Here is a 24134-nt window from a genome sequence, read left to right as displayed (position 1 = left end):
GCCCGTCCCGGTGGCACCCCCCGGTGAGCTGTGCGGTCATGGGCACGTGGCCAATTCCGTACCGCCGCGCGACCGCACCGACCAGCCCTGGCGGTCCGAGGGCGCTCCGCCGCCGAAGCGCCGGCCGCCCGGGGGCTGGATCGGCCTGGCGGTGGCCGCGCTCGTGGTGTTCGCCGCCGCGTTCCTGGCACTGACGTTCATCGGGGAGGAAGAGCAGCCCACCCTCTCGTACACCGAATTCAGCAAGCAGGTCACGGCGGGCAACGTCGCCAGAATCTACGCCAAGGGCGACGCCATCCAGGGCGAGCTGAAGAAGCCCCGGCCGCTGCCTGACGGAGACGGGGACTACACCAAGTTCAGCACCCAGAGGCCCTCGTTCACCGATGACAAACTCTGGCAGGAACTCACCCGGAAGGGTGTGGTCGTCACGGCGGAACCCGTCGTCGCCCAGCGCGGATTCCTCGTCAATCTGCTGATCTCACTCGCCCCGATCCTCGTGCTGGTCCTCATCTGGGTACTCGCCGCACGGCGGATGGGCACCGGTATCGGCGGGCCTCTCGGCCGCAAGGCGCCGCCCCGGCCCGTCGAGCTGACCGCGGGCAGGCGCACCACCTTCGACGACGTGGCCGGGATCGACGAGGTCGCCGGGGAGCTCGACGATGTCGTCGGCTTCCTCAAGAACCCCCAGGCATACCGGGACATGGGCGCCCGCATGCCCGGCGGCGTACTGCTCGCCGGACCGCCGGGCACCGGGAAGACCCTGCTCGCGCGGGCCGTGGCGGGAGAGGCAGGGGTGCCGTTCTTCTCCGCGTCCGCGTCCGAGTTCATCGAGATGATCGTGGGTGTGGGGGCGTCCCGGGTACGGGAACTCTTCGCCGAGGCCCGCAAGGTCGCGCCGGCCATCGTCTTCATCGACGAGATCGACACCATCGGCCGGGTGCGCTCCGGGGGCGCGGGCATCGGCGGCCATGACGAGCGGGAACAGACCCTCAACCAGATCCTGACCGAGATGGACGGCTTCACCGGCTCGGAGGGTGTGGTCGTGCTGGCCGCCACCAACCGTGCCGACGTGCTCGACCCGGCCCTCACCCGCCCCGGCCGTTTCGACCGGATCGTGCAGGTCAGCCCGCCCGACCGGCGTGGCCGTGAGGCGATCCTGCGGATCCACACCCGGGAGATCCCGCTGGCCGACGGGGTCGACCTCGCCCAAGTGGCCCGCACGACCCCGGGAATGACAGGTGCCGAACTGGCCAACCTCGCCAACGAGGCCGCGCTGCTCGCGGTCAAGCGCAGGCAGCGGGAGGTCACCCAGGGAGATCTCTCCGCGGCCCTGGAGAAGGTGCAGCTCGGCGCGGAACGGCCGCTGGTGATGCCCGAGGACGAGCGCCGCAGGACCGCGTACCACGAGAGCGGCCACGCACTGCTCGGCATGCTCCAGCCCGGCGCTGACCCCGTTCGCAAGATCACGATCGTGCCGCGCGGCCGTGCGCTGGGCGTCACCCTGTCCACGCCCGATGCCGATCGCTACGCCTTCACGGAGGAGTACCTGCGTGGGCGCATCGTCGGAGCACTGGGCGGAATGGCGGCCGAGCACGTGGTCTTCGGGGTGGTCACCACCGGCTCCGAGAGCGATCTGGACCAGGTAACCCAGCTGCTGCGGGGCATGGTCGGCCGCTGGGGCATGAGTGATCGCGTGGGCCGCTTCACCGCGATCCCGGGCCACGCACAGGAGGCGTACGGGCTCGCGGCCGCCCCGGCGACGCTGGACGCGGTGGACCACGAGATGCGCCGGATCGCCGACGAGTGCTACGAGAGCGCCTGCCGGCAGCTGCGGGACAACCGCGCCCGGCTGGACGCCCTCGCCGCGGCCCTGCTGGCCAACGAGACCCTTGAGGAGGAAGAGGCGTACCGGGCGGCGGGCATCACGCGGCTCACCAAGAGCAACGGGGCGGAGTAGGCCGTCCGGGTGTACCGCACCCTTCCAAGCTGAGCGGCTCTCCGGGGACGGGCGTACCCCTCACGGTGTCCTGGCGATCAGATACCGGAACACATTGGGCATCCAGACGGTGCCGTCGGACCGCACATACGGGTGCAGCGCCTCCGCGATCTCCTTCTCGACCTGCTTCTGGTCCGTCGCCCGTATCGCCGCGTCAAACAGCCCGGTCGACAGCAGCCCCCGCGCCGCGCTGTCCGTGTCCGCGTAGCCGAACGGGCAGGCGACCCGTCCCGAGCCGTCCGGGTTGAGACCGGCCCTGGTCGCCACCTCCTCCAGGTCGTCCCGCCGGGGCGGCCGCCAGCCACCGGCCGTCCGCAGCCGTTCGGTCAGCCGGCTCGCGACCCGCAGCACCGTCGCGGTCGCACAACGCTCGGGCGGTCCCCAGCCCGCCAGCACGACCGCGCTACCACGCGCGGCGAGCGGAACGGCTGCTTCCAGTGCGGGGACGAGCCCTTCCGAGTCGCCTGCCGTACACCCGATCGGCTGAAATGCGGTGATCACGTCGAAGCGGGCCCGGGCGGGGTCCGCGGCATCACCGGGGCCGCCCTCGACCAGCTGTATGTCCGCGCCGGGTACCCCGTCCCCGAGGGACGCGTGCCTGCCGTCGCCCGGGTCCGGGCTGAGGCGCCTGCGGGCCAGTGCCAGGCGTGCCCCGTCCGTGTCGACCCCGGTGACCTGCGCCCCACGCCTCGCCGCCATCAGCAGGGCCAGCCCCGAACCGCAGCCGAGCCCCAGGACCCGGGAACGCCCGCCGACCTCCAGATGCTCGTAGACCGCCTCGTAGAGGGGCACCAGCATCCGTTCCTGGATCTCGGCCCAGTCGCGGGCCCGCGCCGGGTCACCGGCCGGGCGTGCGAAGGCTGTGACGGGGTGGTGCCGGACGAGCGTGTGTCCCATCGAAAAGCGCCCCAATCCACCGAGAGGTCAGCCGTGCCCTGATTGACAGCCCCCCGTGTGCGTGCGCTCATGCGCCCCCGTATGCCAGAGAACTCCGCATCCGTCCTTACGTCCAGAGGTCGCGCCGCAAAGCCTCGGCGCGCTCCGGTCGTACGCCCCCAGGCTCGCAGCGATTCCCCAACCAGAGTGGGGCCGCCGTACGATTCCCGCCATGGCAAAGGCACCCGTCCTCACGCCGCAGGCCGAGGACTTCCCCCGCTGGTACCAGGACCTGATCAACAAGGCCGAGCTCGCCGACAACGGCCCGGTGCGGGGCACGATGGTGATCCGCCCGTACGGCTACGGGCTCTGGGAGCGGATGCAGCAGGAGATGGACGTCCGCATCAAGGAGGCCGGGGCCTCCAACGCGTACTTCCCGCTCTTCATCCCGCAGTCGTATCTGACCAGGGAAGCCGAGCACGTCGAAGGCTTCGCCCCCGAGCTCGCGGTCGTCACCCACGGCGGGGGCAAGGAACTGGAGGAGCCGGTCGTCGTCCGCCCCACCTCGGAGACGATCATCAATGACTACTTCTCCAAGTGGGTGCAGAGCTACCGCGACCTGCCGCTGCTCATCAACCAGTGGGCGAACGTGGTGCGCTGGGAGATGCGCCCGAGGGTCTTCCTGCGCACCACCGAGTTCCTCTGGCAGGAGGGCCACACCGCCCACGCCACCTGCGAGGAGGCGCGCGACTACGCCGCCCGAATCCACCGCGAGGTCTACGCCGACTTCATGGTGAACGTGCTCGGCATCGACGTGGTGCTCGGGCGCAAGACGCCCCGGGAACGCTTCGCAGGGGCCATCAACACCCTGACGCTCGAAGGCATGATGGGCGACGGCAAGGCCTTGCAGATGGGCACGAGCCATGAGCTCGGCACCAACTTCTCCAAGGCCTTCAACACCACCTATCTGTCGAAGGACGGCAAGCAGGAACTCGCCTGGCAGACCTCCTGGGGCTGCTCCACCCGGATGGTCGGCGGGCTGATCATGTCGCACGGCGACGACAACGGGCTGCGTGTGCCGCCCCGGCTGGCGCCGGTGCAGGCCGTCGTGCTCGCCATCAAGGACGACGAGGCGGTGCTCGCCCAGGTGCGGGAGCTCGGCGACCGGCTGGCGGCCGCCGGGATCCGGGTCCAGGTCGACGACCGCACCGACACCCCTTTCGGGCGGCGGGCCGTGGACTGGGAGCTCAAGGGCGTGCCGGTGCGCGTCGAGATCGGGCCGCGCGATCTGGAGAACGGCACGGCGATGCTCGCCCGGCGCATTCCCGGAGGCAAGGAGCCCGTGGCGATCGACGCGCTCGCGGGACTGCTGCCCACCGTGCTCGAGGAGGACCAGGCGCTGCTGCTGCGCCAGTCACGGGAGCGCCGCGAGGCCCGGACCACGGACGTGGCGACGATCGAGGAGGCGGCCGAGGCGGTGCTCGCGGGCGGCTGGGCGCGTGTCCCCTGGGCCGTCCTGGGTACGGGCGGGGAGGCGCTGCTCGCCGAGCAGGCCGTGTCCGTGCGGTGTCTGGTCGGCGATGACGGGTCGGTGCCGGAGGCCGACGACGCCCCGGGTACGCTCGCGATCGTCGCGCGTGCCTACTGAAGGGCGCGGCTGCCGAGCGGGTGTACCGGTCGGGTAGGCGTGTCCGGTCGAGCGGGCCGAGCCCGGAGCTCCGCCCCCCGAGCCGCGTCCGCGCCCCGGGTTCCCGGGGCGCCGCCGTGGCTACGTGCCGTGACGCGTGTCTTCGGCGTGTATTTCGCCGACGCTCCACTACGTACCGGCTTGTTGTGAGCTGCGTGACTTCTCCGCAGTTCAGCGCACCCGCCCTCGTCAGGACGCATCAATGCCAACTGACGGGTAAGTGCAAATTATTTGGGATGGCCCGGAATGGAACCCGAGAGGCCTCCGGCTCGTTGTCACGACGTGAGCACGACACCACCTGTTCTCGCCGCAGAGCTGGCGCAGGCGTGGGCCGACATTCAGCGGTACCACCCCGAGCTGCCGGATCTCGCCGCGCCCGAGTCCCTGATCGGAGAGTCCTCGTCGGCGTGCGGCCACGAGCTCTCCTTCGAGCGACTGCTCCATGAGGCAGTCCACGGCATCGCCGCCGCCCGAGGTGTCCGCGACACCTCCCGCGCCGGTCGCTATCACAACCGCCGGTTCCTGGCGATCGCCGAGGAGATGGGTCTGGACCACCCGGAGGAGCCACATCCGAGCAGCGGCTTCTCGCTGGTCACGCTCAACGTGGAGGCGAAGCGGCGGTACCGGCCGACCATCGAGCGGCTCCAGCGGGCCCTCGCCGCGCACACGGTTGCGACGGCTTCCGACACCAAGCGCACCTTCCGGGGTCCGGCCGCCCGGCACGGCTCGTCGGGTGGAGGTGTACGGGTCAAGGCCGTATGCGACTGCGGGCGCAATGTGAGGGTGGTGCCATCGGTCCTCGCCCAGGCTCCGATCGTGTGCGGAGGCTGCGGCAAACCCTTCCGCATCCCCGAAGCGGTGGCCGCGGCCGGCTGAGCGGCTCGGCACCCGGGTACCCGAGCCTCCCAGTGCTCGCGCGTCATGCGGCGTGAGTGCTTCGCGCGGGCGGACCGGACCGTGGTCCGCCCCCGCGTCATGGGTGTGGCAGAATGGCCAGCTGTACTCGACAGTCGCATAGGACCCCTCTCTCCTCCGGCTGACGCGTCCGTCGGGCCATCGGGTACCGCAACCCCACGCGGCAACTCGCTGTGCCCAACCACGTCAAAATCAGGAGAACCCACTCCCGTGGCAGTCAAGATCAAGCTGAAGCGTCTGGGCAAGATCCGTTCGCCTCACTACCGCATCGTCGTCGCCGACTCCCGTACCCGCCGTGACGGCCGGGCCATCGAGGAGATCGGTCTGTACCACCCGACGTACAACCCGTCGCGCATCGAGGTCGACTCGGAGCGCGCCCAGTACTGGCTGTCCGTCGGCGCCCAGCCGACCGAGCCGGTCCTCGCGATCCTGAAGCTCACCGGCGACTGGCAGAAGCACAAGGGGCTGCCCGCCCCTGAGAAGCCGCTGCTCGTCCCGGCGACGAAGGAAGACAAGCGTCGTTCCTTCGACGACTTCGCCAAGGCCCTCGAGGGTGACGAGAACAAGGGCGAGGCCATCACGCAGAAGGCCAAGAAGTCCGAGAAGAAGGCGGACGAGGCTGAGGCCCCCGCCGAGTCGACCGAGGCCTGAGCATGCTCGAGGAGGCTCTCGAGCACCTCGTGAAGGGCATCGTCGACAATCCCGACGATGTGCAGGTCGCCTCGCGCAACCTGCGTCGCGGGCGCGTGCTGGAGGTCCGGGTGCACCCCGATGACCTCGGCAAGGTGATCGGTCGCAACGGCCGCACCGCTCGTGCCCTGCGCACCGTCGTGGGTGCCATTGGTGGCCGTGGTGTCCGTGTCGACCTCGTTGACGTGGACCAGGTCCGCTGATCAGTTGATCACCGGCACGGGCCGGGGAGGGCTACTGTCCTCCCCGGCCCGTCGTCGTATGACAGGAGCATTGAGCGTGCAGCTGGTAGTCGCACGGATCGGCCGTGCCCATGGCGTCAAGGGCGAGGTCACCGTCGAAGTCCGCACCGACGAGCCGGAGCTGAGGCTCGGGCCCGGAGCCGTACTTCACACCGACCCGGCGTCGGCGGGACCGCTGACGATCGAGACGGGGCGGGTGCACAGCGGCCGGCTGCTGCTGCGCTTCGAGGGCGTACGGGACCGCAACGGCGCCGAGGCCCTGCGCAACACCCTGCTCATCGCCGAGGTCGACCCGGACGAACGCCCTGACGAGCCCGATGAGTTCTATGACCACCAGCTGATGGACCTCGATGTGGTGCTCGCCGACGGCACCGAGGTGGGCCGGATCACCGAGATCTCCCACCTGCCCTCGCAGGACCTCTTCATCGTCGAGAGGCCCGACGGCACCGAGGTGATGATCCCCTTCGTGGAGGAGATCGTCGCCGAGATCGATCTCGAGGAACAGAAGGCCGTCATCACCCCGCCTCCGGGGCTGATCGACGACCGCGCCGAGATCGCTTCGAGCCGCGACGAGGGCGGGGCCCCGCACGGCGAGGACGAGGACGGGGCCTGATGCGACTCGACGTCGTCACGATCTTCCCCGAGTACCTGGAACCGCTGAACGTCTCACTGGTCGGCAAGGCCCGGGCCCGGGGGCGGCTCGATGTCCACGTGCACGATCTTCGGAACTGGACCTACGACCGGCACAACACCGTCGACGACACCCCGTACGGCGGCGGTCCCGGCATGGTCATGAAGACCGAACCCTGGGGGGACGCCCTCGACCAGGCCGTCGCCGACGGCTACGAGGCCGGGGCACACGGCCCGGTCATCGTCGTCCCCACCCCCAGCGGGCGGCCCTTCACCCAGGAACTCGCCGTCGAGCTCTCCCAGCGGCCCTGGCTGATCTTCACCCCGGCCCGGTACGAGGGCATCGACCGCCGGGTCATGGACGACTACGCCACTCGCATACCGGTCCTCGAGGTCTCCATCGGCGACTACGTGCTCGCCGGCGGCGAGGCGGCCGTCCTCGTCATCACCGAGGCGGTGGCCCGGCTGCTGCCGGGAGTGCTCGGCAACGCAGAGTCCCACCGGGACGACTCCTTCGCGCCCGGCGCCATGGCCAATCTGCTGGAAGGCCCCGTCTACACCAAGCCACCCGAGTGGCGCGGTCGTGGCATTCCGGACGTGCTGCTCAGCGGTCACCACGGGAAGATCGCGCGCTGGCGCCGTGACGAGGCCTTCCGCAGGACGGCCGCGAACCGGCCGGACCTGATCGAGCGCTGCGACCCGTCGCTGTTCGACAAGAAGGACCGGGAGATCCTCTCCATCCTGGGCTGGGCACCCTCGTCCGACGGCGGATTTTGGCGCAGGCCACCGGCCGTGGAACAATAGGCCGCTGCCGTACGTCCGACGTGCGTCCCCTGCCACAGGGGGACACGGCGCCCGCTCCGACGTGACGGCCTCCATCCCATCTTCTTCATACCGCTGATGACCTGTGGCATTGGCGAAGAAAGCAGACGAACATGTCGCACGTGCTCGACGTCGTCAACTCCGCCTCGCTGCGGACCGACGTCCCGGCTTTCCGTCCCGGTGACACCGTGAACGTCCACGTTCGCGTCATCGAGGGCAACCGCTCCCGTATCCAGCAGTTCAAGGGTGTCGTCATCCGCCGCCAGGGCTCCGGCGTCAGCGAGACCTTCACGGTCCGCAAGGTCTCGTTCTCCGTCGGTGTCGAGCGCACCTTCCCGGTGCACAGCCCGATCTTCGAGAAGATCGAGCTCGTCACCCGTGGTGACGTCCGCCGCGCCAAGCTGTACTACCTGCGTGAGCTGCGCGGCAAGGCCGCGAAGATCAAGGAGAAGCGCGACAGGTGAGCTCAGGCTCACACCGCGCCAAGCTGAGGCCTCATACGGTCTTTATCGCGGCCGGATAGCATCTGGCACCGATGGACACCGACGTACAGCACACGGAGCGCGACCGCTCATCCGCCCAGGGGACCGACGAGTCCCTGCCGGAGCAGCGGTCGCGCTCCGTGCGTATACCCGCGCGAGCTTCCGGATTCCTGCGCCGGCTCACCCTGCGCCGTGCGGCCGGTCTCGGCGTCGTCGCCGGTGTCCTCCTGCTGCTGCTGAGCCACTTCGTGGTCCAGCCCTTCCTGATCCCCAGCACCTCGATGGAACCCGGACTCCAGGTCGGCGACCGGGTGGTGGTGAACAAGCTGGCGTACCGTTTCGGATCCGAGCCCCGGCGCGGGGATGTCGTCGTCTTCGACGGCACCGGGTCGTTCGTCCAGGAGGCGGGGGACCGCAATGCGCTCGCCGGGCTGGTGCAGGGCACCGCGGCCGCACTGGGGCTCGCCGAACCGGCCGAGACCGATTTCGTGAAGCGCGTGGTCGGCGTGGGCGGCGACCGCGTCAAGTGCTGCGGTAAAGGGGGGAGGCTCGAGGTGAACGGCATGGCGATCGACGAGTACTACGTCCATCCCGACGACGCCCCCTCCCGCGTGCCGTTCGACATCGTCGTACCCGAGGGCACGCTCTTCGTGCTGGGGGACCACCGCGGCAAGTCCCGTGATTCCCGGGACCACCTGGGAGATCCCGGCGGCGGCATGGTGCCGCTGGACAAGGTGATCGGCCGGGTGGACTGGATCGGCTGGCCGGCCGGACGCTGGTCGTCGCTGGAGCCGACCATGAACTTCGACTCCGTGCCCCCCGGCGGTGCCCATGGGTAACCGCGGACGGCGTGCGAGCCACCGGGCCGATACCCGGTTGCCGACCGGTTCCCGCCCCACCAACGGCACCCGGACCCTGCCGGGGCGTGCGGAGCGGCGCAGGCTCGCCCGCAAGGTGAAGCGGCGGCGCCGGCGCTCAGCCGTCAAGGAGATACCGATCCTGATCGTGGTCGCGTTGATGATCGCGCTCGGGCTCAAGACCTTCCTCGTGCAGGCGTTCGTGATCCCGTCGGGCTCGATGGAGCAGACGATCCAGATCGACGACCGGGTGCTTGTGGACAAGCTGACCCCGTGGTTCGGCAAGAAGCCGGCGCGCGGCGATGTCGTGGTGTTCAGGGACCCGGGGGGCTGGCTCCAGCAGGAGCAGACACCCGTCAAGGACGATCCGGTGGTGCTCAAGCAGGTCAAGCAGGTGCTGACCTTCATCGGGCTGCTCCCCTCGGAGGACGAGCAGGATCTGATCAAGCGAGTCGTCGGTGTCGGTGGTGACACCGTCAAGTGCTGCGACACGAACGGCCGGGTCACGGTCAACGGCGTCCCGTTGAACGAGCCCTATCTCCACCCCGACAGCGGGCCGTCGACACTGCGCTTCGAGGTGCGGGTCCCCGACGGACGGCTCTTCGTGATGGGCGACCACCGGTCCAACTCGGCCGACTCGCGGGCCCATCTGAACGAGGCCTATGACGGCACGGTGTCCCTGGACGGGGTCATCGGACGGGCCGTCGTGATCGCCTGGCCCTTCGACCACTGGAAGGGCCTCGAACAACGCGGGACCTACGCGTCGGTACCCGACGCGCGGGGTGCCGCGACCACCGCCACAAGCCCGTCGCATAGTGTGTCCACTCAGAATCTGAACGCGATGCTCGGCCTCCCGGACGCCACGGAACTTCCGCTGGCGATGGGGGTGGTGGGGCTGCACCGTCTCCGGCACGGGGCGTGGCGCGGAGCGAGGAGTGGATGTGGGGGACGTGGCGGTCGACGCACGATCTGGACCCGGGCGAGACGAGCGGTCCGGGGGACCGGCAGAGCCCGCAGCGTCCGCAGGACCCGAGGAACGCCCCGCTGAGGATGACGGGCAGATCGTCCCGGTCAGGAAGCAGCGTTCGTTCTGGAAGGAGCTGCCGCTGCTGGTCGGTATCGCGTTGTTGCTGGCGTTGTTGATCAAGACGTTTCTGGTGCAGGCGTTCTCGATTCCGTCGGAATCGATGCAGGACACGCTTCAGCGTGGTGATCGGGTGTTGGTGGACAAGCTGACTCCGTGGTTCGGCGGGGAGCCGGAGCGGGGTGAGGTGGTGGTGTTCCATGATCCGGGTGGGTGGCTGGACGGGGAGCCGACTCCTGAGCCGAATGCGGTGCAGCAGTTTCTGGGTTTCATCGGTCTGATGCCGTCGTCCGAGGAGAAGGATCTGATCAAGCGGACGATCGCGGTGGGTGGTGACACGGTGGAGTGCAAGGCGGGTGGTCCGGTGAAGGTGAACGGGAAGGCGCTGGACGAGCCGTACATCTATCCGGGGAACACGCCGTGCGACGACGCGCCGTTCGGGCCGTTGAAGGTGCCCGAGGGCAGGATCTGGGTGATGGGCGACCACCGGCAGAGCTCTCTTGATTCCCGCTACAACCAGAACGGGCCGTACGCAGGCTTCGTGCCGGTGGACAAGGTCGTGGGGCGGGCCGTGGTGGTGGCCTGGCCGATCGACCGCTGGTCGACACTGTCGGCGCCGGACAGCGCATCCGGCCGCTGACACGCGGACGCGCCGGGCGGCCCCGGGCGCTCCGTTGCGCGATGATGGAGGCCGGTCCCGCTCGCGGGTGCCAGAAGGACCCGCTTGACAATGCTGACGGATGACGAAGCTGACGAAGCGCCCCCCGGCCGCCCGGCGAGCACGCTGAGCGACCGGGGGGCGCTTGCCGATGGGGCGCACGGCGGGTGGGGCTGCGCACCGTGAGCCGCCGGTCGGCAGGCGATCGGAGAATGGCAGTAGCCGTGCGGAACTCCCGCTCGTTGTTCGGAGTAATGGGCCTGTGATCGGCAGTGCCCAGGGGCAGGCGTTGGCGCAGCAGATAGAGGAGTGGATGTGAGCGACGTGGCCGTCGGTGCACAGTCTGGACATGGAGACCCCGAGCAGAGGCCCGAGCAGCCCGCCGAGTCTGCCTCCGATCCCGCAGGATCCGCAGGTCCCGTAGATCACCCCGATGGGGACGGCCCTCAGGTCAGGAAGCAGCGTTCGTTCTGGAAGGAGCTGCCGCTGCTGGTCGGTATCGCGTTGTTGCTGGCGTTGTTGATCAAGACGTTTCTGGTGCAGGCGTTCTCGATTCCGTCCGATTCGATGCAGGACACGCTTCAGCGTGGTGATCGGGTGTTGGTGGACAAGCTGACTCCGTGGTTCGGCGGGGAGCCGGAGCGGGGTGAGGTGGTGGTGTTCCATGATCCGGGTGGGTGGCTGGACGGGGAGCCGACTCCTGAGCCGAATGCGGTGCAGCAGTTTCTGAGTTTCATCGGTCTGATGCCGTCGTCCGAGGAGAAGGATCTGATCAAGCGGACGATCGCGGTGGGTGGTGACACGGTGGAGTGCAAGGCGGGTGGTCCGGTGAAGGTGAATGGGAAGGCGCTGGACGAGCCGTACATCTATCCGGGGAACACGCCGTGCGACGACGCGCCGTTCGGGCCGTTGAAGGTGCCCGAGGGCAGGATCTGGGTGATGGGCGACCACCGGCAGAACTCCCGGGACTCCCGCTACCACATGGAGGACGCCAACAAGGGCTTCGTGCCGGTGGACAAGGTCGTAGGGCGGGCCGTGGTGGTGGCCTGGCCGATCGACCGCTGGTCGACACTGCCGGTGCCGGACACCTTTGACCAGCCGGGCCTCGCCGCGGCGGCGACGACCGTGGCACCCGGTGCCATCGGTGTCGCGGGCGCACTTCCGCTGGTGATCCGCCGCAGGCGGAGGCTGACTGATCGCCGTACCGCCGGGTAAGGTGCCGACTCAGATCAGCGATTGTCGACTCCGGAGGGAGGCGCTGGTATGAGCGGAACAGGATCCATAGCGGGCGGTCACGGCCGTGTCGGCAGGGTGTTGTCGGGGCTGGCCGTGGCCGTCGGCTGTGTGTTCTTCCTCGGAGGGTTCGCGTGGGGAGCCATCGCCTACCAGCCCTACACGGTGCCGACGGACTCCATGTCGCCGACGGTCCACCCCGGCGACCGGGTGCTGGCGGAGCGGATCGACGGTTCCGAGGTGCGGCGCGGCGATGTCGTGGTCTTCACCGACAGGCTGTGGGGCGATACGCCCATGGTCAAGCGGGTCGTCGCGGTCGGCGGCGACACCGTCGCGTGCTGTGACGCTCAGGGCAGGCTCACCGTCAACGGCAAGGCGGTCGATGAGCCCTATCTGCTCACCAAGGGCCAGGCCTCGCCCACGGAGTTCAGCGTCGAGGTGCCGGAAGGGAAGCTCTTCCTGCTCGGTGACGAGCGCATGGGCTCCCTGGACTCCCGGGAGCACCTGCAGGACGCAGGGCGCGGCGCGGTGTCACGCAGCGACGTCAGCGCGCGCGTGGACGCGGTGGCCTGGCCACTGACCGGCGGACTCGTGGCGCGTCCGCAGGGCTTCGCGACACTGCCGGGTGGGGTTTCCCAGCCGGGTCCGGTGAAGCTGATCCTCGCGGCCGTGGCGGCCGGGGCGGTGCTGATCCTGGGCGGCGCGGCCTACGGGCCCGTGGCCCGGCTTTTCGGGCAGCGGAAGGCACCCGAGGCGCGTGACCGGGTGACGACCCACGCCTGAGGTCCGGAAATTGCCTGGGGGCGCGTGAGCCTGGCGCACAATGGGGAGACGCACGGCTGAAGGGGAACATGCCATGAGCGCCGAGGACCTCGAGAAGTACGAGACCGAGATGGAGCTGAAGCTCTACCGGGAGTACCGAGACGTCGTCGGGCTGTTCAAATACGTGATCGAGACGGAACGACGCTTCTACCTCACCAACGACTACGAGATGCAGGTGCACTCGGTGCAGGGTGAGGTGTTCTTCGAGGTCTCGATGGCGGACGCGTGGGTCTGGGACATGTACCGGCCCGCGAGGTTCGTGAAGCAGGTCCGGGTGCTCACCTTCAAGGACGTGAACATCGAGGAGCTGAACAAGAGCGACCTCGAGCTTCCGAGCGGCTGAGCCATCACCCTTCCGGGTGATGGGGATATCCACAGCGAACCGGTTGTCCACCGAGAATCACCAAGATCCACCAGCGGGGGAGTGACGCGTCAGAGTCGGTGCCGGAGGTGGTACCGGGATGAACGCGACACGGGCACTGGGACGCTATGGCGAAGAGCTCGCGGCACGTCGGCTGGTCGAGGTCGGCATGGTCGTGCTGGCGAGGAACTGGCGGTGCGGGCGGGCTGGTGAGGTCGATATCGTCGCCCGCGACGGCGACGCGACCGTCATCTGCGAGGTGAAGACCCGCAGGGGGGCGCCTCCGGGCGGTCCGGGCCCATCGGGCCGTTCCGGCGGAGGACCCTTCCAGCATCCGATGGCCGCGGTCACCCCGGCCAAGGCGGACCGGCTCAGACGGCTGGCCGCCTGCTGGCTGCACCGATGCGGAGCGCCACCACCGCAGGGCGGGGTGCGGATCGATCTCGTCGGGGTGCTCGTGCCCCGAAGGGGTGCGCCGCTCGTCGAGCATGTGCGGGGGGTGGCCTGATGGGGTTCGCGCGCACATGCTCCGTGGCGCTGGTCGGCGTGGAAGGCGTGGTCGTCGAGGTCCAGGCCGATCTGGAGCCGGGTGTCGCGGCCTTCACCCTGGTCGGCCTGCCGGACAAGAGCCTCGTGGAGAGCCGGGACCGGGTCAGGGCGGCCGTCGTCAACTCCGGGGCCGAGTGGCCGCAGAAGAAGCTCACCGTGGGCCTCAGCCCCGCTTCCGTGCCCAAGAGCGGCAGCGGTTTCGATCTGGCGGTCGCCTGCGCCGTGCTCGGCGCGGCGGAGCGTATCGACCCCGCGGCGATCGCCGATCTGGTGCTCATCGGCGAGCTGGGCCTCGACGGGAGGGCCCGGCCGGTGCGCGGAGTGCTGCCCTCGGTTCTCGCGGCGGCCGAAGCCGGATACCGGCATGTGGTCGTCCCCGAGCAGACGGCCGGTGAGGCCTCGCTGGTGCCAGGGGTGTCCGTGCTGGGTGTGCGCAGCCTGCGCCAGCTGATCGCCGTGCTCTGCGAGGAACCGGTGCCTCAGGAGGAGCCGGAGGACGAGGGACGGCCCGACGCGATGCTCGCCGGACTGCTGGTGCCCGGAGCCGGCGTCGGCACGGGGCTGGCGGGCGACAGGCGGGCCGGTGCGGGGCACACCCCCGACCTGGCGGAGGTGGTCGGTCAGCACACCGCTCGCACAGCGCTGGAGGTCGCCGCCGCGGGAGCGCACCATCTGCTCCTCCAGGGCCCGCCAGGAGCGGGCAAGACCATGCTGGCGGAGCGGCTCCCCGGGCTGCTCCCGCCGCTGACCAGGCGGGAATCCCTCGAGGTCACGGCCGTCCACTCGGTGGCGGGCATCCTCCCCCCGGGTGAACCTCTGGTCCGCTCGGCTCCGTACTGCGCGCCCCACCACTCCGCGACGATGCAGTCACTTGTGGGAGGCGGGCAGGGCCTGCCGAGACCCGGGGCCGTTTCGCTGGCTCATCGTGGGGTCCTCTTTCTGGACGAGGCCCCCGAATTCTCGGCCAAGGTCCTCGACGCGCTTCGCCAGCCGCTGGAGTCCGGGCATGTGGTCGTGGCACGCAGCGCTGGTGTGGTGCGGCTTCCCTCCCGCTTTCTGATGGTGCTGGCCGCCAACCCCTGTCCGTGCGGACAGCACACCCTGCTGGGTACCGGCTGTGAATGCCCCGCCGCGGTGATCCGCCGCTATCAGGCGAGGCTGTCCGGGCCGCTGCTCGACCGGGTCGACCTGCGGGTGGGGGTGGAGCCGGTCAGCCGCCTCGACCTGCTGGGACGCGAAGGACGGGAGGGGCGGGGAGAGCCCAGTGCGGCGGTCGCCACCCGTGTCCAGGAGGCGAGGTCCAGGGCGGCGGCCCGGCTGGACGGCACACCGTGGACCGTGAACAGCGAGGTGCCGGGACATGAGCTGCGCGTCCGCTGGCGCGCGGCGCCCGGCGCGCTCGGCGCGGCCGAGCGGGACATGGAGCGGGGGCTGCTCACCGCCCGGGGACTGGACCGGGTCCTGCGGGTCGCCTGGACCGTCGCCGACCTCCGCGGCCGTGACCGCCCCGCTGCCGAGGACGTCGATCTGGCCCTGCAACTGCGCACGGGTATCTCCCGGGGTGTTCCGGCCACTGTCGGAGGCTGGCCATGAGCACCCGGACAGCAGCCGGCGTGAGCGATGAGGAGCGGCTGGCGCGGATCGCGTTGACCAGGGTCGTCGAACCGGGTGATGAACACGGCGGGCGGTGGCTGCGCGACCACGGTCCGCTGGGGCTCATGGAGCGCCTGTGCTCCCGCGGCGGCCCTGACCTCGCGCGCTCCGGAGCCGGAGACCAGCGGATCGAGGGATACCGGATACGGGCCCAGGCGGCACGCCCCGAGCAGGACCTCGAGGCGGTGGCGGCGCTCGGCGGCCGTTTCCTTTGCCCCGGCGACCTGGAGTGGCCCACCCAGCTCGATGACCTCGGAGACACCAGACCGGTCGGCCTGTGGCTGCGGGGAGGAGCAGACCTGCGGAAATGGGCCCTGCGGTCGGTGGCGGTGGTGGGGGCCCGGGCCTGCACCCCCTACGGGGCGCACATGGCGGCACGCCTCGGTTCAGGGCTTGCCGAGCGCGGCTGGGTCATGGTCTCGGGAGCGGCCCACGGGGTCGACGGAGCCGCTCACCGCGGTGTCCTGGCGTCCGAGGGGGCGACCGTCGCCGTGCTCGCCTGCGGGGTCGATGTCGCCTATCCACGCTCCCACGCCGGGCTGATCGGCCGCATCGCCGAACAGGGCTTGGTGGTTGGCGAGTTGCCGCCGGGCGCCCATCCGACACGCAGCCGGTTCGTGCTGCGAAACCGGGTGATCGCCGCCCTCACCCGGGGCACGGTCGTCGTGGAGGCCGAACTGCGCAGCGGCTCACTGGTCACTGCCCGCGCCGCCCAGCGGCTCGGACGCTGCACCATGGGGGTACCCGGCCCGGTGACCAGCGGACTCTCCGCGGGAGTGCATGAACTGCTGCGTGCGGGGGCGGTGCTGGTGACCGACACCGACGAGGTGGTCGAGATGGTCGGGGACATCGGTGAGCTCGCACCCGTCCGGCGCGGCCCGGTGCTCGCACGGGATCTCCTGGGCCCTGAGGAGACCAGGGTCCTGGAGGCGCTCCCGGCACGAGGCGTGCTGAACGGGCGGGATATCGCCCTCAGGGCGGGGACCACCCCGGATGAGGCGCTCGGCAGGCTGTACGAACTCCAGTCGCTCGGCTTCGTCGAACGACTGGGCTCAGGCTGGCAGTTGGCGTGGGGCGCGCCCCAGACGGCGAACTCCCGGCGAGGCGGTGCTTGACCTGGAGCATTCGGGTGAAAGGGTGATGCCGACGACCTTCGCCGTGCCCCCGAGGCCCCCTGGACACCGGCGCGGAAGAGGGTGGGCGCGCTAATCGAAGGTCTGCCCGATGCCCCTTACCCACACAGGCGCGATCCGCCGATGTTCGCGCACCGCAACCGTTCAGTCACGCTACGCTCCAGGTTCCCTCACCGGCCAACCCACCGACAGCCCCTCACACCCCACAGCAGAACGGCTCAAGGCAACGCATGCCCCAGCACACCTCCGGGTCTGACCGCGCGGCGGTGCCCCCCGCCGCCCGTGGCCCTGTGCGCCCGCCGGCGCCCTCGTCGCTCGACGAGTTGTGGCGGTCGTACAAGGCCACCGGTGACGGACGGCTGCGGGAGCAGCTGATCCTGCACTACTCGCCGCTGGTGAAGTACGTCGCGGGGCGAGTGAGCGTCGGACTGCCGTCCAACGTGGAGCAGGCCGACTTCGTCTCATCCGGGGTCTTCGGACTCATCGACGCCATCGAGAAGTTCGACATCGAGCGGGCGATCAAGTTCGAGACATATGCGATCACCCGCATCAGAGGCGCGATGATCGACGAACTCCGGGCGCTGGACTGGATCCCGCGCTCGGTCCGGCAGAAGGCCCGGGCCGTGGAGCGTGCCTACGCCACGCTGGAGGCGCAGCTGAGACGCACGCCGTCCGAGAGCGAGGTCGCCGATGAGATGGGCATCGGGCTCGAAGAACTGCACGCGGTGTTCAGCCAGTTGTCCCTCGCCAATGTGGTGGCCCTGGAGGAGCTGCTGCACGTCGGAGGCGAGGGCGGTGAGCGGCTCAGTCTCATGGACACTCTGGAGGACACCGCCGCCGACAACCCGGTCGAGGTCGCGGAGGGCCGGGAGCTGAGACGGCTCCTCGCCCGGGCGATCAACACGCTGCCCGACCGTGAGAAGACCGTCGTCACGCTGTACTACTACGAGGGCCTCACCCTCGCCGAGATCGGCAACGTCCTCGGCGTCACCGAGAGCCGGGTCAGCCAGATCCACACCAAGTCGGTCCTCCAGCTCCGGGCAAAGCTCGCGGACGTCGGCCGCTGACACGTGCCTCGCGCGCGGTCGCCGTGGTCCACGCCCCAATACTCTTCGTCCATGTCCGCCGGGACCACGCCGCCCGTACAGTGGTTCCGTGCCAAGGATTCGAGCGGCCTCTGTGGCCGAGCACCGGACCATGCAGCGCGGCGCCCTCCTTGATGCCGCGCGCTCCCTGCTGTCCGAAGGCGGTACGGAAGCACTGACCTTCCCCGCCCTTGCCGAGCGCACCGGGCTTGCCAGGTCCTCGGTCTACGAGTACTTCCGCTCGCGGGCCGCAGTCGTCGAGGAGCTGTGCGCCGTCGACTTCCCGGTCTGGGCCGCCGAGGTGGAAACCGCCATGGAGCGGTCCGCGACGCCCGGAGGCAAGGTCGAGGCCTATGTCCGCCGCCAGCTCGATCTGGTCGGGGACCGACGTCACCGGGCCGTGGTCGCGATCTCCGCGAGCGAACTGGACGACGGCGCCCGCGAGAAGATCCGCGCCGCGCACGGCGGCCTTGTCGCGATGATCGTCAAGGCCCTTGAGGAGCTCGGTCACCAGCAGCCCCGTCTCGCCGCCATGCTGCTCCAGGGCATCGTGGACGCCGCGGTCCGCCGTATCGAGCTCGGCGCCGCCGAGGATCCCACCGAGATCGCCGAAGCCGCGGTGTCCATGGCTCTGAGGGGCGTCCGGGGCGACTGACCCGTACGAGCGGCGGCGGGCCCCGTAGCGCGCGGTGCGACCAGACCGCCACCGCGGCCAGGGCCGCCCCTTGCATCACGTCGGCCCCGGCCCGCGCCGGACGCGCCGCGGCAGCCATCAGATGCCCGGATCCCGACCCGGGCAGCGGCACTCCGAAGACGGGCAGCAGCCGGGAAGGACCGCGCCGCAGCTCGGACGCGGGCAGCAACGACAGCGGATCGAGATAGGCGTCCCCGCGCCGCAGGCCCCAGTGCAGACACCCCTGGGCACAGTGCGAAGGCACCTCGGCGCGGACGGCCACCACCTCCCCCCTGGTGACCTCGGTGCCCGGCGGGACCAGCGGGCGCACCGGCTCGTAGGTGGTGCGCAGGGGAGGCTCCCCGCTGCCCGCCAGAACGATCGACAGCACCCCCCGCCCCGCCACCGGCCCCGCGAACGAAACGCGCCCCGCCATCACAGCCCGCACCTCCGCGCCGGGCGGCGCGGCCAGATCGACGCCGCGATGCCCGGGCCCATAGGGCCCGGCCGGGGGCTCGAAGCCCCGGACCACCACCGGCCGCGGCTGTCCCCACATCCTCACCGGCCAGGTCCCGGCCGGCTCCGGCCCCGGCGCCCCGGCCCGGGCCTCGGCGCCCGCGCTCACCAAGCTCACCCACACGAACACCACCACGGCGAGCACCCTGGCGAGCAGCGCGACCCTCACGGACTTCGCTACGCGTCTCATGCCGCGACCGTGCCGGATTCGCGTCAACCCCGCTGATCATGGCCGGGATCTGTGGACGACCGACCGGTTGTGGACAGTGCCGTCACCCGGCACTGCGCGGGTCCCGTACACTTCTTCTGGCGATCCGGGCCACCGGGTCGACTTCGCACGCCCCGCCACCACCCCTTTCAGCGGTCGGTGGTCGCGCCCCTCGGTCCTCGCGGCACGGCGCGCCGGGGCGTCAGGACACAACCGAGAAACTCAAGGAGATACGGCCATGGCCGTCGTCACGATGCGGGAGCTGCTGGAAAGCGGCGTCCACTTCGGTCACCAGACCCGTCGCTGGAACCCGAAGATGAAGCGCTTCATCTTCACCGAGCGCAACGGTATCTACATCATCGACCTGCTCCAGTCGCTGTCGTACATCGACCGCGCCTACGAGTTCGTCAAGGAGACCGTCGCCCACGGCGGTTCCATCATGTTCGTCGGCACCAAGAAGCAGGCCCAGGAGGCCATCGCCGAGCAGGCGACGCGCGTCGGGATGCCGTACGTCAACCAGCGTTGGCTGGGCGGCATGCTCACCAACTTCTCCACCGTCTACAAGCGCCTTCAGCGTCTGAAGGAGCTTGAGGCGATCGACTTCGAGGATGTGGCCGCCTCCGGCCTCACCAAGAAGGAGCTCCTGGTCCTCTCTCGTGAGAAGGCCAAGCTGGAGAAGACCCTTGGTGGTATCCGCGAGATGCAGAAGGTGCCGAGCGCCGTCTGGATCGTCGACACCAAGAAGGAGCACATTGCCGTCGGTGAGGCGCGCAAGCTCAACATCCCGGTCGTCGCGATCCTCGACACCAACTGCGACCCCGACGAGGTCGACTACAAGATCCCGGGCAACGACGACGCGATCCGCTCCGTCACGCTGCTCACCCGTGTGATCGCCGACGCTGTCGCCGAGGGCCTCATCGCCCGCTCCGGCGTGGCCACCGGTGACTCGAAGCCGGGCGACAAGGCCGCGGGCGAGCCGCTGGCCGAGTGGGAGCGCGACCTGCTCGAGGGCGAGAAGAAGGCCGACGAGGCCCCGGCCTCCGAGGCTCCGGCCGCCGAGGCCGAGAAGAAGGCCGACGACGAGACTCCTGCTGCTGAGGCCGAGAAGCCGGCCGAGGCCGCTGCCGAGGCTCCGGCCGCGGACGCCGAGCAGGCCTGACACCTCAGGTCCGGAAGCTGACGGCGGGGGCCCAAGAAGCCCCCGCCGTTCACCCGTAGATCGTTCGACTCTTCGACTTCAGAGAGATTCACAGACATGGCGAACTACACCGCCGCTGACGTAAAGAAGCTCCGCGAGCTCACCGGCGCGGGCATGATGGACTGCAAGAAGGCCCTGGACGAGGCCGAGGGCAACGTCGACAAGGCCGTCGAGGCGCTGCGCATCAAGGGCCAGAAGGGTGTCGCCAAGCGTGAGGGCCGCTCCGCCGAGAACGGCGCCGTGGTCTCCCTGATCGCTGACGACAACACCTCCGGCGTCATCCTCGAGCTGAAGTGCGAGACGGACTTCGTCGCCAAGGGTGAGAAGTTCCTGGCCGTGGCGAACACCCTGGCCGCCCATGTCGCCGCCACCAGCCCGGCCGACCTCGAGGCGCTGCTCGCCTCCGAGATCGAGCCCGGCAAGACCGTCCAGGCGTACGTGGACGAGGCCAACGCCAACCTCGGCGAGAAGATCGTCCTGGACCGCTTCGCCCAGTACTCCGGTGCCTTCGTGACCGCGTACATGCACCGCACCATGCCTGACCTGCCCCCGCAGATCGGTGTGCTGGTCGAGCTCGACAAGCCGAACGCCGAGGTCGCCAAGGGCATCGCGCAGCACATCGCCGCCTTCGCGCCGAAGTACCTCGCCCGCGAGGACGTCCCGGCCGAGGTCGTCGAGTCCGAGCGCCGCGTCGCCGAGGAGACCACCCGCGCCGAGGGCAAGCCCGAGGCCGCGCTGCCGAAGATCGTCGAGGGTCGCATCAACGGCTTCTTCAAGGACGCCACCCTCCTTGGCCAGCCGTACGCGCTCGACAACAAGAAGTCCGTCCAGCAGATCCTGGACGACGCTGGTGTCACCCTGAAGCGCTTCTCGCGCATCAAGGTCGGCATCTGAGCCGGTACGCGAGCTACACGGGAGCCCGATAGGGTTTTCCCAGCAGTCGTAGGCCGCGAGACGCCGGACGACGACCGCAGATCTGACGAGGAGGCCATTGCCGCAGGGACACCAGCACCCATCGGCAATGGCCTTCTTCGTATGTGCACGAGGAGATCTCCATGAACAAGGGCGCGGACGCCAACCAGGCAGCCGACGACAAAAGCGACCACACCGGCATGAAAGCCGGCCGCTTCATGCTGAAGCTGTCCGGTGAAGCCTTCTCGGGCGGCACCGGTCTGGGCGTCGACCCCGACGTCGTACACGCCATCGCACGGGAGATCGCCGCGGTCGTCCGTGACGGGGCGGAGATCGCGGTCGTCATCGGCGGCGGCAACTTCTTCCGCGGCGCCGAGCTCCAGCAGCGCGGTATGGACCGGGCCCGCTCCGACTACATGGGCATGCTCGGCACCGTCATGAACTGCCTCGCCCTCCAGGACTTCCTGGAGAAGGAGGGCATCGACTCGCGTGTCCAGACGGCCATCACCATGGGCCAGGTCGCGGAGCCGTACATCCCCCTGCGGGCCGTACGCCACCTGGAGAAGGGCCGCGTCGTGATCTTCGGCGCCGGTATGGGCATGCCGTACTTCTCCACCGACACCACCGCGGCCCAGCGCGCCCTGGAGATCGACGCCGAGGCGCTCCTCATGGGCAAGAACGGTGTCGACGGTGTCTACGACTCCGACCCCAAGAGCAACCCGGACGCGGTGAAGTTCGACGCGCTGGAGTACGGCGAGGTGATCGCCCGCGACCTCAAGGTCGCCGACGCCACCGCCATCACCCTGTGCCGTGACAACTCGCTGCCCATCCTCGTCTTCGAAATGCTCGCCGCGGGCAATATCGCGCGGGCCGTCCGGGGTGAGAAGATCGGCACGCTGGTGAGCGACCAGGGCACCCGGGGCTGACCCGGTCCGCCCTCCCTTCAAGGGGGGCGGGATGGACAAAGCCCTGCCGGTCGGACACCGTGCAGGGGAACGCGACGCCAAGTTTCTCCGGCCTCGTACTCGTAACGCGCACTCGGAAACCGGACTCGCGGGCGCAGTCGTCACGCGGATTCGTAGAGTGAACCGTCACGCGTACACGCCGGGCCCACTCAAGACACGCAGGAGCAAGTGGTGATCGAAGAGACCCTCCTCGAGGCCGAGGAGAAGATGGAGAAGGCCGTCGTGGTCGCCAAGGAGGACTTCGCCGCGATCCGCACCGGGCGTGCGCACCCGGCGATGTTCAACAAGATCGTGGCCGACTACTACGGTGCGCTGACACCGATCAACCAGCTGGCCTCTTTCTCGGTGCCCGAGCCGCGGATGGCCGTGGTGACCCCGTTCGACAAGAGCGCGCTGCGCAACATCGAGCAGGCGATCCGGGACTCCGACCTGGGCGTCAACCCCAGCAACGACGGCAACATCATCCGAGTGGTGTTCCCCGAGCTCACCGAGGAGCGCCGCCGCGAGTACATCAAGGTCGCCAAGGGCAAGGCCGAGGACTCCCGGATCTCGATCCGTTCCGTGCGCCGCAAGGCCAAGGAGGCCATCGACAAGCTGATCAAGGACGGCGAGGTCGGCGAGGACGAGGGCCGCCGGGCGGAGAAGGAGCTCGACGACACCACCGCGAAGTACGTGGCGCAGGTGGACGAGCTGCTCAAGCACAAGGAAGCCGAGCTGCTCGAGGTCTGATGAACGACTCTTCCTGGGGAGCCCCGCCGAGTGCGGGCTACAGCCCCGACCACTGGGGGCCGCCCGACCAGCGGGCCGCCTCGGCGGGTCCCGCATACGATGTGCATGACGCCCGTCAGACGCGGCCCATGCCCGTCGTGCCGGACGTTCCCGACACAGGTAGAGACGCAGAAGACCGCGACGACCGCTACCGGGGGGCTGCTCGATGGAGTGGCTCCCCGGTCCGCGCAGAGATGCCGCAGGAGCCCATGCCCATCCCCCCGCCGTCTGCGGCTTCCGAGCCGCCGCAGCCCTCGCAGCCGCCGCAGAAGAAGCGTGCCGGCCGGGATCTGCGGGCGGCGATAGGTGTCGGTGTGGGGCTCGGCGCGGTGATCATCGCATCCCTCTTCATCGTCAAGGCCGTCTTCGTGGCCGTGATCGCGGCTGCCGTGGTCGTCGGCCTGTGGGAGCTGACCTCGCGCCTCAAGGAGCGCAAGGGCATCAACGCGCCCCTGGTGCCGCTCGCGGTGGGCGGGGCATGGATGGTCGTGGCCGGCTATGTGCGCGGTGCGGAGGGCGCGTGGGTGGCCACGGCGTTCACCGCGCTGGCCGTGCTCGTCTGGCGGATGACCGAGTCCCCCGAGGGCTACCTCAAGGACGTGACGGCGGGGCTCTTCGCCACCTTCTACGTGCCGTTCCTGGCCACGTTCGTGGCGATGATGCTCACCGCCGACGACGGGCCGCAGCGGGTTTTCACGTTTCTGCTGCTGACCGTGGTCAGTGACACCGGCGCCTATGCGATCGGCTGGCGATTCGGCAAGCACAAGCTCGCGCCCCGCATCAGCCCCGGAAAGACACGCGAGGGCCTGTTCGGCGCTCTGGCCTTCGGGATGGCGGCCGGTGCGCTCTGCATGCCGCTGCTGATCGACAGCGGCACCTGGTGGCAGGGCCTGCTGCTGGGTCTCGCGATCGCCGCCAGCGCCACCCTGGGCGATCTGGGCGAGTCGATGATCAAGCGAGACCTCGGAATCAAGGACATGGGCACCCTGCTGCCCGGCCATGGCGGGATCATGGACCGCCTGGACTCGCTGCTGCCGACTGCACCGGTCGCCTGGCTGCTGTTCGTGCTGTTCGTGGGCACCGGCTGAGGATCCGCCGTCGTCACACCGAGGGGGCTCA

25 protein-coding genes and 1 pseudogene are annotated in these 24134 nt (G+C 69.7%); 24 read left to right on the top strand and 2 right to left on the bottom strand.

Annotated features, from left to right (window positions below; all coding sequences use genetic code 11):
• The first annotated feature begins 46 nt into the window (after positions 1-46).
• On the top strand, positions 47-1957 hold the full coding sequence (ftsH, locus tag ABZ532_RS25960) for an ATP-dependent zinc metalloprotease FtsH (RefSeq protein ID WP_361288432.1): 1911 nt from the start codon (positions 47-49) through the stop codon (positions 1955-1957).
• Positions 1958-2017: 60 nt separating this feature from the next.
• Here the strand turns inward: ftsH and ABZ532_RS25955 are convergent, their stop codons facing one another.
• A complete protein-coding gene (locus ABZ532_RS25955) occupies positions 2018-2893 on the bottom strand; it encodes a methyltransferase domain-containing protein (RefSeq protein WP_361288429.1) in 876 nt (291 codons plus the stop codon).
• A 211-nt stretch (positions 2894-3104) separates the two neighbouring features.
• Between ABZ532_RS25955 and proS the strand changes: the two genes are divergently transcribed.
• The 18 genes from proS to ABZ532_RS25865 all read left to right on the top strand — a co-directional run bounded on the left by proS (position 3105) and on the right by ABZ532_RS25865 (position 18430).
• Positions 3105-4520 (top strand): proline--tRNA ligase, encoded by a 1416-nt coding sequence (gene proS / locus ABZ532_RS25950; RefSeq protein WP_361288426.1) that lies wholly within the window; start codon positions 3105-3107, stop codon positions 4518-4520.
• 285 nt (positions 4521-4805) lie between these two features.
• Entirely contained in the window at positions 4806-5435 is a 630-nt protein-coding gene (locus tag ABZ532_RS25945; protein WP_361288423.1) for a hypothetical protein, read from the top strand.
• 249 nt (positions 5436-5684) lie between these two features.
• Complete coding sequence (gene rpsP / locus ABZ532_RS25940) at positions 5685-6125, top strand: 30S ribosomal protein S16 (RefSeq protein WP_361288420.1); 441 nt, start codon at positions 5685-5687, stop codon at positions 6123-6125.
• 2 nt (positions 6126-6127) lie between these two features.
• Positions 6128-6367, top strand: coding sequence for an RNA-binding protein (locus ABZ532_RS25935; protein ID WP_014176063.1), 240 nt, complete (start codon positions 6128-6130; stop codon positions 6365-6367).
• Positions 6368-6443: 76 nt separating this feature from the next.
• Positions 6444-7019 (top strand): ribosome maturation factor RimM, encoded by a 576-nt coding sequence (rimM, locus tag ABZ532_RS25930; protein WP_361288417.1) that lies wholly within the window; start codon positions 6444-6446, stop codon positions 7017-7019.
• Positions 7019-7840, top strand: coding sequence for a tRNA (guanosine(37)-N1)-methyltransferase TrmD (gene trmD / locus ABZ532_RS25925; protein WP_361288414.1), 822 nt, complete (start codon positions 7019-7021; stop codon positions 7838-7840). Before rimM ends, trmD begins: the two co-directional genes overlap by 1 nt.
• 131 nt (positions 7841-7971) lie before the next feature.
• On the top strand, positions 7972-8322 hold the full coding sequence (gene rplS / locus ABZ532_RS25920; RefSeq protein ID WP_361288411.1) for a 50S ribosomal protein L19: 351 nt from the start codon (positions 7972-7974) through the stop codon (positions 8320-8322).
• A gap of 71 nt (positions 8323-8393) precedes the next feature.
• The gene (lepB, locus tag ABZ532_RS25915) at positions 8394-9179 is read left to right on the top strand and encodes a signal peptidase I (RefSeq protein ID WP_361288408.1); all 786 of its coding nucleotides are present in this window, start codon (positions 8394-8396) and stop codon (positions 9177-9179) included.
• Positions 9172-10245: a signal peptidase I gene (gene lepB / locus ABZ532_RS25910; RefSeq protein WP_361288405.1), complete on the top strand. Its 1074-nt coding sequence runs from the start codon at positions 9172-9174 to the stop codon at positions 10243-10245. Before lepB (ABZ532_RS25915) ends, lepB (ABZ532_RS25910) begins: the two co-directional genes overlap by 8 nt.
• A complete protein-coding gene (gene lepB, locus ABZ532_RS25905; protein ID WP_361288402.1) occupies positions 10139-10921 on the top strand; it encodes a signal peptidase I in 783 nt (260 codons plus the stop codon). Before lepB (ABZ532_RS25910) ends, lepB (ABZ532_RS25905) begins: the two co-directional genes overlap by 107 nt.
• Before the next feature lie 342 nt (positions 10922-11263).
• On the top strand, positions 11264-12154 hold the full coding sequence (gene lepB, locus ABZ532_RS25900; RefSeq protein WP_361288563.1) for a signal peptidase I: 891 nt from the start codon (positions 11264-11266) through the stop codon (positions 12152-12154).
• A gap of 48 nt (positions 12155-12202) precedes the next feature.
• Positions 12203-12955 carry a signal peptidase I gene (gene lepB / locus ABZ532_RS25895; protein WP_361288399.1) on the top strand — a complete coding sequence of 251 codons (753 nt, stop codon included), beginning with the start codon at positions 12203-12205 and terminating at the stop codon, positions 12953-12955.
• Between the two features lie 73 nt (positions 12956-13028).
• Positions 13029-13337, top strand: coding sequence for a DUF2469 domain-containing protein (locus ABZ532_RS25890; RefSeq protein WP_003993268.1), 309 nt, complete (start codon positions 13029-13031; stop codon positions 13335-13337).
• A 118-nt stretch (positions 13338-13455) separates the two neighbouring features.
• Entirely contained in the window at positions 13456-13863 is a 408-nt protein-coding gene (locus ABZ532_RS25885) for a YraN family protein (RefSeq protein ID WP_361288396.1), read from the top strand.
• A complete protein-coding gene (locus tag ABZ532_RS25880) occupies positions 13863-15497 on the top strand; it encodes a YifB family Mg chelatase-like AAA ATPase (protein WP_361288393.1) in 1635 nt (544 codons plus the stop codon). The genes ABZ532_RS25885 and ABZ532_RS25880 overlap by 1 nt, the downstream gene beginning before the upstream one ends.
• Positions 15494-16672 carry a DNA-processing protein DprA gene (dprA, locus tag ABZ532_RS25875; RefSeq protein WP_361288390.1) on the top strand — a complete coding sequence of 393 codons (1179 nt, stop codon included), beginning with the start codon at positions 15494-15496 and terminating at the stop codon, positions 16670-16672. The genes ABZ532_RS25880 and dprA overlap by 4 nt, the downstream gene beginning before the upstream one ends.
• 248 nt (positions 16673-16920) lie before the next feature.
• Positions 16921-17757: an RNA polymerase sigma factor WhiG gene (gene whiG / locus ABZ532_RS25870; protein ID WP_361288387.1), complete on the top strand. Its 837-nt coding sequence runs from the start codon at positions 16921-16923 to the stop codon at positions 17755-17757.
• A gap of 112 nt (positions 17758-17869) precedes the next feature.
• Positions 17870-18430, top strand: a complete 561-nt coding sequence (locus ABZ532_RS25865) for a helix-turn-helix domain-containing protein (RefSeq protein WP_361288560.1) — start codon at positions 17870-17872, stop codon at positions 18428-18430.
• A 274-nt stretch (positions 18431-18704) separates the two neighbouring features.
• Here ABZ532_RS25865 and ABZ532_RS25860 read toward each other — a convergent pair.
• Positions 18705-18884 (bottom strand): annotated as a pseudogene (locus ABZ532_RS25860) (M23 family peptidase); the annotation flags it as partial.
• Between the two features lie 526 nt (positions 18885-19410).
• On the opposite strand from ABZ532_RS25860, the gene rpsB reads away from it, so the two are divergent.
• From rpsB to ABZ532_RS25835, 5 genes are all read left to right on the top strand, one after another.
• On the top strand, positions 19411-20331 hold the full coding sequence (gene rpsB, locus ABZ532_RS25855; RefSeq protein WP_361288384.1) for a 30S ribosomal protein S2: 921 nt from the start codon (positions 19411-19413) through the stop codon (positions 20329-20331).
• Positions 20332-20427: 96 nt separating this feature from the next.
• Positions 20428-21264 (top strand): translation elongation factor Ts, encoded by an 837-nt coding sequence (tsf, locus tag ABZ532_RS25850; protein ID WP_361288381.1) that lies wholly within the window; start codon positions 20428-20430, stop codon positions 21262-21264.
• 161 nt (positions 21265-21425) lie between these two features.
• Positions 21426-22208 (top strand): UMP kinase, encoded by a 783-nt coding sequence (gene pyrH / locus ABZ532_RS25845; protein ID WP_361288378.1) that lies wholly within the window; start codon positions 21426-21428, stop codon positions 22206-22208.
• 210 nt (positions 22209-22418) lie between these two features.
• Complete coding sequence (frr, locus tag ABZ532_RS25840; RefSeq protein WP_361288375.1) at positions 22419-22976, top strand: ribosome recycling factor; 558 nt, start codon at positions 22419-22421, stop codon at positions 22974-22976.
• Positions 22976-24103, top strand: coding sequence for a phosphatidate cytidylyltransferase (locus ABZ532_RS25835; RefSeq protein WP_361288372.1), 1128 nt, complete (start codon positions 22976-22978; stop codon positions 24101-24103). Before frr ends, ABZ532_RS25835 begins: the two co-directional genes overlap by 1 nt.
• Positions 24104-24134 lie beyond the last annotated feature (31 nt).

Origin of the sequence: Streptomyces sp. NPDC019396 (assembly GCF_040632375.1) — a bacterium.
In the GTDB taxonomy this organism is placed as follows: domain Bacteria; phylum Actinomycetota; class Actinomycetes; order Streptomycetales; family Streptomycetaceae; genus Streptomyces.
The sequence above is the reverse complement of the archived record's forward strand: the minus strand, read 5'-3'. Positions and strand labels throughout refer to the sequence as shown.